Source organism: Streptomyces sp. NPDC048291 (assembly GCF_043201715.1).
Classification (GTDB): Bacteria; Actinomycetota; Actinomycetes; order Streptomycetales; family Streptomycetaceae; genus Streptomyces.
Genome location: NZ_JBICZC010000002.1, coordinates 441,139 through 454,584, shown reverse-complemented (window position 1 = coordinate 454,584; position 13,446 = coordinate 441,139). Strand labels below are relative to the sequence as shown.

At 71.8% G+C, this 13,446-nt stretch carries 9 protein-coding genes; 4 read left to right on the top strand and 5 right to left on the bottom strand.

Annotated elements, in window-relative coordinates; translation table 11 throughout:
* Positions 1-119: 119 nt before the first annotated feature.
* The 4 genes from ACGF5O_RS06335 to ACGF5O_RS06320 form a co-directional block, all read right to left on the bottom strand.
* Entirely contained in the window at positions 120-926 is an 807-nt protein-coding gene (locus ACGF5O_RS06335) for an endonuclease I family protein (RefSeq protein ID WP_393808748.1), read from the bottom strand.
* 133 nt (positions 927-1,059) lie between these two features.
* Complete coding sequence (locus ACGF5O_RS06330; RefSeq protein ID WP_393808747.1) at positions 1,060-3,450, bottom strand: ArnT family glycosyltransferase; 2,391 nt, start codon at positions 3,448-3,450, stop codon at positions 1,060-1,062.
* Positions 3,451-3,567: 117 nt separating this feature from the next.
* Positions 3,568-4,623, bottom strand: a complete 1,056-nt coding sequence (locus tag ACGF5O_RS06325) for an esterase-like activity of phytase family protein (protein WP_393808746.1) — start codon at positions 4,621-4,623, stop codon at positions 3,568-3,570.
* A gap of 110 nt (positions 4,624-4,733) precedes the next feature.
* A complete protein-coding gene (locus ACGF5O_RS06320; protein ID WP_393808745.1) occupies positions 4,734-5,579 on the bottom strand; it encodes a serine hydrolase in 846 nt (281 codons plus the stop codon).
* Between the two features lie 114 nt (positions 5,580-5,693).
* Here ACGF5O_RS06320 and ACGF5O_RS06315 point away from each other — a divergent pair, with 114 nt between their 5' ends.
* Entirely contained in the window at positions 5,694-6,233 is a 540-nt protein-coding gene (locus tag ACGF5O_RS06315; protein ID WP_393808744.1) for a hypothetical protein, read from the top strand.
* Between the two features lie 8 nt (positions 6,234-6,241).
* Here ACGF5O_RS06315 and ACGF5O_RS06310 read toward each other — a convergent pair whose 3' ends face one another.
* Complete coding sequence (locus ACGF5O_RS06310; RefSeq protein ID WP_393808743.1) at positions 6,242-7,954, bottom strand: MOSC domain-containing protein; 1,713 nt, start codon at positions 7,952-7,954, stop codon at positions 6,242-6,244.
* Positions 7,955-8,171: 217 nt separating this feature from the next.
* On the opposite strand from ACGF5O_RS06310, the gene ACGF5O_RS06305 reads away from it, so the two are divergent.
* From ACGF5O_RS06305 to ACGF5O_RS06295, 3 genes are all read left to right on the top strand, one after another.
* Positions 8,172-8,861 (top strand): hypothetical protein, encoded by a 690-nt coding sequence (locus ACGF5O_RS06305; RefSeq protein ID WP_393808742.1) that lies wholly within the window; start codon positions 8,172-8,174, stop codon positions 8,859-8,861.
* Between the two features lie 139 nt (positions 8,862-9,000).
* Positions 9,001-12,741, top strand: a complete 3,741-nt coding sequence (locus tag ACGF5O_RS06300; protein ID WP_393808741.1) for an ABC transporter ATP-binding protein — start codon at positions 9,001-9,003, stop codon at positions 12,739-12,741.
* Between the two features lie 103 nt (positions 12,742-12,844).
* Complete coding sequence (locus ACGF5O_RS06295; RefSeq protein WP_393808740.1) at positions 12,845-13,237, top strand: hypothetical protein; 393 nt, start codon at positions 12,845-12,847, stop codon at positions 13,235-13,237.
* The last annotated feature ends 209 nt before the right edge of the window (positions 13,238-13,446 follow it).

Sequence of the window (13,446 nt, the reverse complement as noted above, 5' to 3'; positions counted from 1 at the left end):
GGCCCCCGGCGTGACTGCCGGGGGCCTCCCCATGCTCGGGCGCGATCAGCGGGACACGCCCGAGTCCAAGATCGACTTCACCTCTGTGGGGGAAGTAGTAGGACCGGTCCCGAGGGCGCCTACCAGATCGCGTCGACCCACTCCGGGTGGTCGATGAACGGGTTCCGGTTGTGCTGGTAGGTGCTGTAGATGACGTCGTTGCGGTTCTCCTCGAAGGAGTCCGGCGGGTCCTCGTCGTTCCACTGCTTGAGGATCGAGAGCTTGCCGATGTACGGGGTGGAGCCGTTGCCGACCTTGTCGTCGGGCTCCAGGTTGGCGAAGCCGTCGTCGCCCTCGTAGCGCACGGCCATGTAGAGGATCATGCGGGCCACGTTGCCCTTGACGGCGTCGCGCGGCTCGAAGGAGTCCGAGTCGACCTTGCTGCCGCCGCTGTTGGTGAAGGTGGAGCCGCCCTCGTCGAAGTCGAGGTTGCCGCGCTTGCCGTTGACCGCCACGTCCTCGGGCCGGATGTGGTGCAGGTCCGTGCCGGGGCCGGTGGAGGTGGTGAGGTCGCCGTGCGAGATCGCCCACACGTGCTCGCGGTTCCAGTCGCCGCTGTCCCCGCCGTTGAGGGACTTGCTGCGGGAGATGCCCGAGTACAGCAGGATCACGTTGCTGCTGTTGTTCGGGTCCTGGTCGGTCTTCTTCAGGGCGTCCCACAGGGCCGAGTACGACAGCTTCGTGACGTTCGCGCTGATGATCGTGTGCAGGGACGACTTGAGGCTCGTACCCGTCTTGCCGATCGCGTTCTTGTAGTACGTCGAGTCGTACGCGGTGGTCGTGGCGGCGGCCGGGGTCGCCGTCAGCGCCGGGGCGGTGAGGCCCACCAGGATGGTGGCGGTCGCCAGGGCCACCGACTTCCAGCGCCGGATGTGTGTCGCCAGCATAAAGAGTTTCCCATCTACGCGGGTTGACGAGGCGGCAAGAGGAGGGTGACATGAACATGAGGACGCGCAGGTGAACGGGATGTAAAAAGAGACCCCCGACCGTGTGGTCGGGGGTCCCGGATGTGCCGGTGTGTCAGCTGACGTCCGACGGGTCCAGCCGGTAGAGCGTCGAGGTGCTGCTCTGCGAGGACGAGGAGGAGGACGACGAGGACGACGAGGACGTCGACGACTTCGAGCCCGAACCCGAACTCGACGTGGCGCTCTTGCTGTACGCGCTCTCCTTGACCGCGGTGCCGTGCTTCTGCACCCAGGTGTTCACGGCGGAGCTGACGGAGTTGCCGCCACCCATGCCGCCGCCCATCCCGCTGCCGCCGATCTGGATGTAGTGCAGCTTGCCCGCCTTCACCAGTTCCTCGAGCTTGGCGACGGTCATCGCCTTGTCGGACCCGGTGAAGCCCCACATGGAGATCACGGGCTCCCGCGTGCTCAGCTCGATCTGCGCCGCGGACTGGGAGTTGGACACGGCCAGCAGCCAGGTGGCGCCGTCCTTGTGCTTCTTCAGGTAGGCGATCAGGTCGCTGCTGACGCTGCCGCCCATGCCACCGCCGCCGCCCATGCCGCCGCCGAAGCCGCCCCGCGTGCCGCCGGTGCCGGTACCGCTACCGGTGCCTCCGCCGGGCATCTCGCCGGTGCCGCCGGGCAGTTCGTCGTTGCCGTTGCCGCCGCTCGGCAGTTCGCCGTTGCCGCCGCCGGGCGTCATCTGACCGCCGCCGTTGCTGGTGCCGGTGCCGCCCGGTGCCTGGCCGTTCATGCCACCGGTCGGGGCCTCGCCGTTCGTGCCGCCGGGGAAGCCGCCGCCCATCTCGCCGCCGGCCTGGCTGTTCTGGCCGCCGCCCTGCTGGGTGCCGCCCGGCATCTCGCCGCCGCCGGGGAAGCCGCCGCCACCCCGGTTGCCGCCCATGCCGCCACCGCCGCCGAAGCCGCTGCCCGTGGACGGGCCCGCGGTCGGGTTCGTACCGCCGCCCATTCCGCCGCTGCCACTGCCGAACGGAACCGCGGCCGCGTACGCCGTCGGGCCCGCGAGCGCCGCGATCACGGCCGCCGCCAGGGAGGCCGTCAGCAGCCGGGCCCTGTTGCCGGACCGGAAGAGGACCATGCCCACGATGCCGGCCACGGTCAGCACGGCGATCGTCGGCCACAGCCAGGTGTTCCAGCCGGAGGCCCGGCGCAGCAGGACGATCGCCCAGATGCCGGTGACGCCGAAGGCGGCCGGGAGGACCCAGACCCACCGCTTGTCGGTGCGGAACGCCTGGAGCAGCATCGCGCCACCGCCGCCGCACAGCACCGCGATGCCGGGGGCGAGCGCGGTCGTGTAGTACGGGTGCATGGTGCCCTGCGCGGTCGCGAAGATCACGTAGTGCAGCAGGGTCCAGCCGCCCCAGAGGACCAGCGCCATCCGCTTCAGGTCGGTGCGCGGGGCACGGCCGCACAGCACCAGGCCGCCGACGAGCGCAATGCCCGCGAAGGGGAGTAGCCAGGAGATCTGGCCGCCGAGGATGTCGTTGAACATCCGGCCGAGGCCCGAGGAGCCGGAGAAGCCGCCGCCTCCGCCTCCGCCCCCGCCGTTGCCCTCGCCGCCGAAGACGCGGCCGAGACCGTCGTACCCCATGATCAGGTCCCAGGCGGAGCCGTCCGTGGAGCCGCCGATGTACGGGCGGTCGGCGGCCGGGACCAGGGAGACGGCGATCGCCCACCAGAAGCTGGAGATGGCCAGGACGACCGCGGCGAGAGCGAGGTTGACGGCCCGCTTCGCCCAGGAGGCCTTCGACGCGTAGAGGTAGAGCGCGAAGACGGCCGGGAGCGCGATCCAGCCCGCGAGCAGCTTGGTGTTGAAGGCGAGACCGAAGCAGGCCGCCGAGCCGAGCAGCGGGAGCAGCTTCTCGTCACGGGTGGCGCGGAACGCGAGCGCCGCGCCCGACACCATGAGGAAGACGAGGAGCGTGTCGGGGTTGTTGTCGCGGTTGATCGCGACGGTGATCGGGGTGAGCGCCAGCACCAGCGCGGCGACCGTCGCCGCGCCGTGGCCCCACACCCGCTTCACGGTGGAGTGCAGGATGTAGATCGTGGCGAGCGCCAGCACGATCATCGGCGCCATCATCTGCCACGTGCCGAAGCCGAAGATCCGGCTCGACAGGCTCATGACCATGGTGGCGAGCGGCGGCTTGTCGACGGTCAGGAAGTTGCCGGGGTCCAGCGAACCGAAGAACCAGGCCTTCCAGCTCTTCGTACCGGCCCAGATCGCGCCGCTGTAGAAGGTGTTCATGTCGGAACCGGAGAGGTTCCAGGAGTAGAGCACCGCCGCCAGGACCAGGATCGCGAGCAACGCGGGGAGCGACCAGCGTGGTGCCCGCTCCGGCAGGGAGTCCGCGGGAGTCGGCGTGGGGGGTGCCGTGGAGGTCGCCGTGGGCGGGCCCCAGTCGGGCGACACGGGCGTGTGGGGGACGGGATCGGTGGCAGATGTCACCACGCCACCATGCGTGCGCCCGATGGGCGGGGGCTGTGCCGATCCTGGGCGCAGGCTGTGGGTGGATGAGATGTCGGTAAGAGGGCGACCGTGCGGCCGCCCTCCGTGACCGCCGGGTCAGCGCACCCGGACCGACAGCCGGTAGAACCGGGTCGTCTGGGCCGCGTTCTGGTTGTCGTCGCTGACCAGGAGGACCTTGTACGCGCCCTTGGCGTGGCCGGTGACGACCATGCCCTCGATGTTGTCGAGGAGCGGGTTGGGCTGCGGCTGCTTGGCCGTGGCGCCCAGCGTCGGGCAGCTCGCGATGTCCGTCAGCAGCGTCTTCTCGACCAGGCGGACGCCGGCCTGGCCGGTGAGGTTCTCGATGCCGCTGGTGTCCGTGGCGTGCCGCGGGTCGGCCAGGAAGAGGCGGACGGTGTTGCCGACGCCGGCGGTGAAGCCGCGCTCCAGGACGAGGAGCCGGCCGTCGGGCAGCGCCCGCACCTCGGGGACGCCGAGGATCGGGTCGTCGGTGCGGTAGGCGTACTGGGCCGACAGCCTGAAGTGGTCGCCCTTGGTGCGCTGCCAGGTCTGGAAGCGGACGATCCCGGCGGTGTCGCCGGAGATGGAGTACTCCATGGAGGCCAGCAGGGTGCGGCCGCCAGCGAGGAGGGTCAGGCCCTCGAAGGTCTGGTTGGTGGTGGCCCGCCCGGCCGGGGAGACGAGCAGCGAGGACGGTACGGGCAGGCGGTCCAGGATCCTGCCGTCCGCTGAGTAGCGGCGGATCGACGGCTCGGTCTCGGAGGTGATCAGGCGGGTGCCGTCCCGGTCCACGACCAGGCCCTCGGAGTCGAGCGCGGCGCCGTTCTCGTCGGCGAGCCCGACGACCTTCTTCGGCGCGAGCGTCTTCGCGTCCAGGTCGAACAGGTACGACCGGTCGGCGAGGGCGGCCAGCGAGCCGTCCTTGTCCACGGCGAGCGCGGAGAGGTTGCCGACGAAATAGCCGCCGAAGGTGGTCTTGTCGAGGGCGTCGGAGAAGCTGTCGAGGGAGACCGAGGACGAACACGCGTGAGCTGAGGCGGTGTCGGTCGCGTCGGTGCCGGTCGCGACGGCGTTGGCGGGCCCGGCGGCGGACAGACAGGTGGCCGCCGCCAGGCCGGCGGTGACGGTGGCGAGTACGGTTCGCAGGCGCATGGCGGTCACCGTAGGGGGAACCGGTGACGGGGTGGAGACCGCCCCGTGAAGGAAAGGGTCGGTTTCCGGCCGCCGGGACCGCACTTCGGTACGCGAACCGCCGCCCCGCCTCAGGAGGCCGCGAGGTCCTTGTGGACGACCTTCGCGACGGCCTGGATGGTGTTGATGCCGTAGCTCATGGTGCTGTTGTCCTGGGTCAGCACGGTCATCTGGTAGTCGTGGCCGCCGCCGGTGAACGTGCCGAGGCTGTGCACCCGCCAGCCGTGCGTGGCGCGCTGCAGCCAGCCGTTCTTGACGTGCACGGCGACACCGGACGGGGCGCCGTACGGCGTGCCCCACCGCTGGGACGAGATGACCTGCCCCATCAGCTTCAGGATGTAGGCCCGCGAATTGTCGCTGAGTACGGTGTTCTTGGCGGTGACGAGCGCGAGCAGCCGCTGCTCGTCGTGCACGTCGATCTGGGTCAGGCCCCAGTACCCGTTGGCACCCGGGGTGGTCTGCGTCATCCCGGCGGCGCTCAGGAAGCCCTTGATCTTCGTCAGGCCGAGCTGCTTCCACAGCTTGGTCGTCGCGTCGTTGTCCGACTTGGTGATCATGGCCTTGGCGAGCGTCTGCTCGGTGGTGGTCAGATACCGGTTGTGCTTCTTCGCGTCCCACAGCAGCGTGGCGAGGACGGTCACCTTGACCGTGCTGGCCGAGTCGTAGTGCGTGGTGGAGCGCAGGGTGCAGGTCGTCTTCGTCGAACGGTCGTACAGGCCGACGGCGATCGTCCCCTTGCGGTTCGCGATGGCCGTGGTGATGTCGTTCTTCAGCTTCGTGGCGAGCGCCGCCTTGGCCGACGTGCAGCTGACGGCGGGCGCGGCGGCCGACGCGGGCGCGGCGACTGCCACGCCGGCTATGAGAAACCCGGTGCCGAGCGCGGTGGCGACCAGCCCTCTCCTTCGTCTGTGAGTCATACCCCCGTTGACACACGGATTCGCGCGAATGGTTGTACGAGCGGTCAGGGCTTTAAACAACCGTCACCTGGGCCGTCCTGTGCCCGGCCTCAGCCGTGCCACAGGATGGGGCCCATGAGAAACCCGAGTGGGCAGGCCGCGGCGCTCTCCGCGGTCACGGTCGTGCTGTTCGCCGCCGCCGGCTGCGGCGGCGGCCCCGGCCACGCCGCGCCCGCCCCCGCGACCTCGTCGCCCGCCGCCGCGGCCTCCGCGCCCGCCGCCGCGACGGGAAGGCCCACCCCCGTCACCATGCCGTGGGACGACACCGTCACCAAGGCACCGGCCTTCCCCGACGGTGAGGTCGTCGCCCAGGCGGCGAACGCCACCGGAGGCCGGGAGATGGACATCAAGGGCGGCGTCGGCAGCGGCATCCTGGCCGTTCTGGTGAACTGCGAGGGCAAGGGCAGACTGACCGTCACCGTCGAACCGCTCGGCTTCAACTTCCCGTTCGACTGCGTCGACGGCCGGGTCAGCACCATCGACAACGAGACGAACATGAACGGCGGCGGGGTGCGCCCCCACACCCCGGGCACGGTGCGGGTGACGGCGTCGGCGGGCGTGCGGTGGGCGATCACCGTCGGGCACCAGGACGTGTACGGCCGGCCGAACTCCTAGTGCGGGACTCAGAGATCGAGGACGACCTCGGTCGCCGGTGTCGAGCAGCAGATCAAAGCCGTGCCGGGCTCGGGGAGTTCGAGGGGCGGGGCGGTGTAGGTGACGTCGCCGGTCACCACGGGCGTCACGCAGGTGTGGCAGACGCCGGTGCGGCAGGACCAGCGGGTGGGGATGGAGCAGGCTTCGGCGAGTTCGAGGAGCGAGCCGCGGGCGGGTGACCACGGGGTGGTGATGCCGGTGCGGCTGAAGGTGACGAGGGGGCCGGTGCCCGGCGGGCCGGAGGGCTGGTGCGGGCGTACCGGGTCGGTGGCGGTGACGCCCGGGTTGACGGCGGCGAGCGCGCCGAACCGCTCCGTGCGGATCCGCTCGGGGCGCAGACCGAGCTCGCGCAGGTGAGCGGAGAGGTCGTCCATGAAGGCGGCCGGTCCGCAGAGGTAGGCGTCGGCGTCGGCGGGGACGCCCAGGGCGGTGAGCGAGGCGGCGGTCGGACGGCCCCGGGTGACGCGGGCGTCGCCGGGCGGCGGTTGCTGCGCGGTGTAGTGGATGTGCTCGTGGGCGTGGGGGAGTTGCGCCAGCAGGGCGTGGGCCTCGTCCGCGAAGGCGTGGTGGGCGCGGTCGTGTGCGGTGTGGATCCACCAGACGGGGCGCGGGTCCCGTACGGCCGCCAGCCGGTGCAGCATGGCGAGCACGGGAGTGACGCCGATGCCCGCGGAGAGCAGGACGACCGGACCGGCGCCCTCTTCGAGCACGAACGCTCCGCGCGGACCGGCCACCTCCACGAGGTCTCCGGCGCGGAGCCGGGCGTGGATGTAGCCGCTGACCTTCCCGTGCGGCTCGTGCTTGACGCTGATGCGGTAGGTGCCGTCCGTGGGCGTCGCGGACAGGGAGTAGCTGCGTACGGCGCGGTCGGTGCCGTCGACGGCCAGGCGGAGCGAGAGGTACTGGCCTGGGCGGGCCTCGGGCAGCGGGGTGCCGTCGGTGGTGCCGAGGTGGACGGAGGAGACGTCGGCGGTCTCGGGGACGATGCGGGCCACCCGCAGCGGCCGGAAACCCGGCGGCCCCGGCTCGGGACCGGTCTGCCCGGCGGCGGCGAGTTCCCGGAAGGACTGCTGCCAGCCGGGGCTGAGGGCGGGGATGCTCAGGGCCGTGCTCAGCTTCGCGGGGTCGCGGCCGGGCAGGTAGAGCAGCGCGTCGGTGTCGGCGACGCTGAGCTCCCCCGGGCCCCTGCGGGTGCGGGTGATCCCGTCACCGGCCCGGACCCGGCCCTCGGTGATCACCCGCAGGTAGAAGCCCGGCCGGTGGTGGGCGACCAGGAGCGAGGCCATCGCGGGTTCGCCCAGGCGCATGCCGACCCGGTAGCAGGTGACCCGGGGCTGGGTCACCTCGAACTCGGCCTCCCCGATGCGGTACCGGTCGCCGATGCACACCTCGTCGTCGGGCAGCCCGTCGACGGTGAAGTTCTCCCCGAACATCCCGAAGTCCAGGTCGTCGCGGCCCAGCTCCTTCCGCCAGTACCGGTAGGAGTCCAGCTGGTAGACGAGGACGGCCCGGATCTCGCCGCCGTGTCCGGCCAGGTCGCCCTGGCCGTCCCCGTCGACGTTCAGCCGCCGCACCATGCGGCTGCCGGGCACGGGGGACTTCCACGCCCCGGTGCGGACGGTCCTGCCCTGCCAGGAGACGTCCTCGGGCAGTCCGACGTTGACGGACAGCAACCTCGCCATGCGGACCTCCTGCGGTGGCCGGCCCCACCACGATCCCCACGATCCCCTGAGCACGCATCCTGCTGCCTCCGCCGGGATTCCGCGAACGGAGGGCGCCTTCCCCCGTCACCGACCCCCTGTTACCGAACGCTGACAGAACGCGATGAACAACCCCCCGCTCGATCGCCATCTCACCGTGCACAGGACAGAGCGTCCTGATGACTCATGGGGGATTTCGATGACGACCACGCGCCGTGCCCGCCGTACCGTCCGCTCCGCCGCCCTGGTGGCCGTCGCCGCCGCCGCGGCGCTCTCGCTGACCGCCTGCCAGAGCGGAGGGAGCGGAGGCAGCAAGGACGGCGCCGCCCGCCCGGAGCAGAAGGTGTCCGGTTCCGCCGCGACCGGCACCGGCAGGACCCCCGCCGACGTGCGGACCGAGACGCTCGCCCCGTCCCGCACCGTCACCCCGGCCGCCCCGGCCGCGAAGACGGCGGCTCCGGCGGCCAGGACGGCGGCCCCGGTCCGTACCCGGACCCTGGCGGACGGCAGCAAGGCCGAGGTCTACCGGCTCGGTGCCGAGCACTACCGGGCGGAGATCGTCAGCCGGGGCGCGGTCCTGGCCACGATCGAGACCGGCCGGTCGGACGCCGGACTCGACGCCAACGACATGTTCGTCGTGCTCACGCTCGGCGGCGACGTCCACTCCTGGATGGGCGGCGGCCACACCGGACCGGGCACCTTCAAGCTCGCGGGCGGCTGGACGGCCGAGGTCACCAAGGTCGGCGAGCTCCGGTACCGCGCGCAGATCCTCGGCAACGACGGCTCGGTCGACGCCACGCTGGAGGCGAACCAGCACGACGTCGGCCTCGACGCCAACGGCGTGTACATCGTGCTCAGCGCCGGCGGCGTGATCAGCGCCCACGAGTAGGCACCCGCCGCAGGCCCCGCCCCCCTCGGCCTCGTCCGCCCCGCCCACTCGGCCCCCCCGTTTTGTTGCGGAGGGATGAAATCCGCTTCGTTTCGTGTTGTGGCGATGCGGAAGAACAGGGCGAACGGAGGGCACCCGCGTGGCAGCGCAACAGGGGGAGCGGCGGCAGGACGGCTGGGCGCGCAGGCTGGCGGGGTATGCCTGGCGGCATCCCCGGGACGTCGTGCTCGCGCTCGGGTCCTCGCTGGCCGGAATGGCGGTGCTGGCCGTCGTACCCCTGATCACCAAGGTGATCATCGACGACGTGATCGGCGGGCACAGCCGGTCCATGGGGCCCTGGGCCGGTGCCCTGATCGGTGCCGCCGTCCTCGTCTACGCGGCCACCTTCGTCCGCCGCTACTACGGCGGCCGGCTCGCCCTCGACGTCCAGCACGACCTGCGGACCGAGATGTACGACACCCTCACCCGGCTCGACGGACGGCGGCAGGACGAGCTGTCCACGGGCCAGGTGGTGGGCAGGGCCACCAGCGACCTCCAGCTGATCCAGGGCCTCCTCTTCATGCTGCCGATGACCATCGGCAACGTCCTGCTCTTCGTGATCTCCCTCGCGATCATGGCCTGGCTGTCGCCGCCGCTCACCCTGGTCGCCCTCGCCGTGGCCCCGGCCCTGTACTGGATCGCCAAGCGCAGCCGCAGCAAGCTGCACCCGGCCACCTGGTACGCCCAGGCCCAGGCCGCCGCCGTGGCCGGCGTGGTCGACGGCGCGGTGAGCGGCGTGCGCGTGGTGAAGGGGTTCGGGCAGGAGGAGCAGGAGACCGGCAAGCTCAAGGAGGTCGGGCGGAAGCTCTTCGCGGGGCGGCTGCGCACGATCCGGCTGAACAGCACGTTCACCCCGGCCCTGCAGGCCGTCCCGGCCCTCGGCCAGGTCGCGATGCTGGCGCTCGGCGGCTGGCTCGCCGTCCGGGGGCACATCACCCTCGGCACCTTCGTCGCCTTCTCCTCCTACCTCGCCCAGCTGGTCGGCCCGGTCCGGATGCTCGCCGTGGTCCTCACCGTCGGCCAGCAGGCCCGGGCCGGCACCGAGCGGGTGCTCGAACTGATCGACACCCGGCCCACCATGAAGGAGGGCACCAAGACCCTCCCCGCCGACGCGCCCGCGACCGTCGAGTTCGACGACGTGTCGTTCGGGTACGAGCATGAGCGCCCGGTCCTGAAGGGGCTGAGCTTCGAGATCCGGCCGGGCGAGACCCTCGCCGTCGTCGGCTCCTCCGGCTCCGGCAAGTCCACGGTCTCCCTCCTCCTGCCCCGCTTCTACGACGTCACCCACGGCGCCGTCCTCATCGGCGGCCACGACGTCCGCGAGCTGACCCACGACTCGCTCAGGGCCGCGATCGGCCTGGTCCCCGAGGACTCGTTCCTCTTCTCCGACACGGTCCGCAACAACATCGCGTACGGCCGTCCCGACGCCACCGAGGACGAGATCCTCGCCGCGGCCCGCGCCGCCCAGGCCGACCGTTTCATCGCCGGGCTGCCCGACGGCTACGACACCAAGGTCGGCGAGCAGGGCCTCACCCTCTCCGGCGGCCAGCGCCAGCGCGTCGCCCTCGCCCGCGCCCTGCTCACCGACCCCCGGCTCCTCGTCCTCGACGACGCGACGTCGGCCGTCGACGCGCGCGTGGAGCACGAGATCCACGAGGCCCTCGCCCACGTGATGGAGGGCCGCACCACCCTCCTCATCGCGCACCGCCGCTCCACCCTGAACCTCGCCGACCGCATCGCCGTCCTCGACGGCGGCCGGCTCGCCGACATCGGCACCGACGAGGAGCTCCAGCAGCGCTCCGCCCTGTACCGCAGGCTCCTCACCGACCCTGACGAGCTGGGCGGGGTCTCCCCGGGACACGCGCTGCCCCTCGAACCGCGCGAGGACACGTCCGTACGGGACGAGCTGGACGCCGAGTTCGACGCCGAGCGCGGCGTGACCCCGCGCCTGTGGACCGGTGACCGCACGCCCCGCGACCTCGCCCTCGCCGGCACCCCGGCCACCCCCGAACTCCTCGCCCAGGTCGAGGCGCTGCCCCCGGCCACCGACGTCCCCGACATCGACGAGGCCGGCGCCGTACGCCCCGAGGACTCCTACGGCCTGCGCCGCCTGCTGCGCGGCTTCGGCGCGCCGCTGCTGGTCAGCCTCGGGCTCGTCGCCGTGGACGCCGGCATGGGCCTGCTGCTCCCGGTGCTGATCCGGCACGGCATCGACCAGGGCGTCAGCAGGATGGCGCTCGGCGCGGTCTGGGCGGCCGCGCTGCTCGGCCTGTTCGCGGTGCTCGCCCAGTGGGCGGCCCAGATCGGCGAGACCCGGATGACCGGCCGCACCGGCGAACGGGTCCTCTACTCCCTGCGGCTGAAGATCTTCGCCCAGCTCCAGCGGCTCGGACTCGACTACTACGAGCGGGAGCTGACCGGCCGGATCATGACGAGGATGACGACCGACGTCGACGCCCTCTCCACCTTCCTGCAGACGGGCCTGGTCACCGCGTTCGTCTCCGTCGTCACCTTCTTCGGCATCATGGTCGCCCTGCTGGTGATCGACGTACAGCTCGCGCTGGTCGTCTTCATCACCCTGCCCCCGCTGGTCGTCGCGACCTTCTTCTTCCGCCGGGCGAGCGTCAAGGCGTACGAACTCGCCCGCGAGCGGGTGTCGGTGGTCAACGCCGACCTCCAGGAGACGGTGTCGGGGCTGCGGATCGTGCAGGCCTTCCGGCGCGAGGGGGACAGCGGCCGTCGCTTCACCGAACGCAGCGAGAGCTACCGCAAGGCCCGTATCCGGGGCCAGTTGCTGATATCGGTCTACTTCCCGTTCGTCCAGCTGCTGTCGTCGGTGGCCGCGGCGAGCGTCCTGATGGCGGGCGCCCACCGGGTGGAGGCGGCGACCCTCACCACCGGCGCCCTGGTCGCCTACCTGCTCTACATCGACCTGTTCTTCGCCCCCGTCCAGCAGCTCTCGCAGGTCTTCGACGGCTACCAGCAGGCGACCGTCTCCCTCGGCCGCATCCAGGAACTCCTGCGCGAGCCGACGTCCACGGTGGCGGCGGACAGGCCGCGCGAGGTCGGTTCCCTGCACGGCGACATCGCCTTCGAGAACGTGCACTTCGCGTACGGCGACGATGAAGAAGCCCTGACCGGCATCGACCTGACCGTCCCCGCCGGGCAGACCGTCGCCTTCGTCGGCGAGACCGGCGCCGGCAAGTCGACCCTGGTCAAGCTCGTCGCGCGGTTCTACGACCCGACCGGCGGCCGGGTGACGGTCGACGGCACCGACCTGCGCGACCTCGACCTCACCGCCTACCGCCATCGCCTCGGGGTGGTCCCGCAGGAGGCGTACCTCTTCCCGGGGACCGTCCGGGACGCCATCGCCTACGGCCGCCCGGACGCGACCGACGCCCAGGTGGAGGCGGCGGCCCGCGCGGTCGGCGCCCACGAGATGATCGCCACCCTCGACGGCGGCTACCTCCACGAGGTGGCCGAGCGCGGCCGGAACCTCTCCGCGGGCCAGCGCCAGCTCATCGCCCTCGCCCGCGCCGAGCTGGTCGACCCCGACGTGCTGCTCCTCGACGAGGCGACGGCGGCCCTGGACCTGGCGACCGAGGCGCAGGTCAACATGGCCACCGACCGCCTGACGGGCCGTCGTACCACCCTGGTGGTCGCCCACCGGCTGACCACCGCGGCCCGCGCCGACCGGGTGGTGGTCATGGACCACGGCCGGGTCGCCGAGGACGGCACCCACGACGAACTCCTGGCCCGCGACGGCCGGTACGCCGAGCTGTGGCGCACCTTCGTCGGCCAGCCCGAGGAACCGGAGGAGCCGGTGGGCGCGACCCGCTGACCCCGGCTTCCCGACCGCCGTGCAACCATCCGACATATGTCGGGCGTCCGTACATCAGTACGGTCATGGCTGGTGCACAGCTGCGGTACGGGAGGGGACGACTGTGGACAGTGGTGCGATACGCCGGCGGCTGGCGCTCGGCGTGGCCGTGCTGGCCGCCTCCGGGGTGTTCGCGCTCGTGGCACCGGCCGAGGCCCAGGCGGTGACGGCCGCGAACTGCGCCGGACGCGAGGTGCGGACCCTGTCCTTCGCCACCGGCACCGTGCACGTCTACCGGCAGGGCGGCTACGTCTGCGCGATCACCCTCCCCAAGAAGTCCGGCGGCAGGCGGACCATGTCCGTCAGCGTCCAGGCCCGCGGCAACCGCCCGGTCGTCGACCAGGGCGAGTACAGCCACCGCGCGGGCCCGGTCACGGTCCACGCGGGACACCGCTGCGTGTGGGTGCGGGGCACGGTGGGACGAAGCTCGGTGAGCTCGGGCTGGATCCTCTGCTGAGGGAGGGCGAACCGCGCGTGCGCATCCGACGGGAGGTCCGGTGGATCCTGTGGGCCCTGTGGGTCGCGTGTCTGCTCTTCTGCGTCTGGTTCCTGGCCGAGGCGATCACGCTGTTCCGGCAGGCCGAGTCATGGTGAGGGGACCGGTGCCCACCTCGAGCCCTGGGAGGAGTACCTCGCGCTCGACGACCTCCTCGCCCGCATCGGTGC

Excerpts from the sequence above, each read along its gene's own strand:
- ACGF5O_RS06305 (WP_393808742.1), top strand. The coding sequence starts at position 8,172 with ATGACGACCACGCGCCGTGCCCGCCGTACCGTCCGCTCCGCCGCCCTG.
- ACGF5O_RS06335 (WP_393808748.1), bottom strand. The coding sequence starts at position 926 with ATGCTGGCGACACACATCCGGCGCTGGAAGTCGGTGGCCCTGGCGACC.
- ACGF5O_RS06310 (WP_393808743.1), bottom strand. The coding sequence starts at position 7,954 with ATGGCGAGGTTGCTGTCCGTCAACGTCGGACTGCCCGAGGACGTCTCC.
- ACGF5O_RS06325 (WP_393808746.1), bottom strand. The coding sequence starts at position 4,623 with ATGCGCCTGCGAACCGTACTCGCCACCGTCACCGCCGGCCTGGCGGCG.
- ACGF5O_RS06320 (WP_393808745.1), bottom strand. The coding sequence starts at position 5,579 with ATGACTCACAGACGAAGGAGAGGGCTGGTCGCCACCGCGCTCGGCACC.
- ACGF5O_RS06315 (WP_393808744.1), top strand. The coding sequence starts at position 5,694 with ATGAGAAACCCGAGTGGGCAGGCCGCGGCGCTCTCCGCGGTCACGGTC.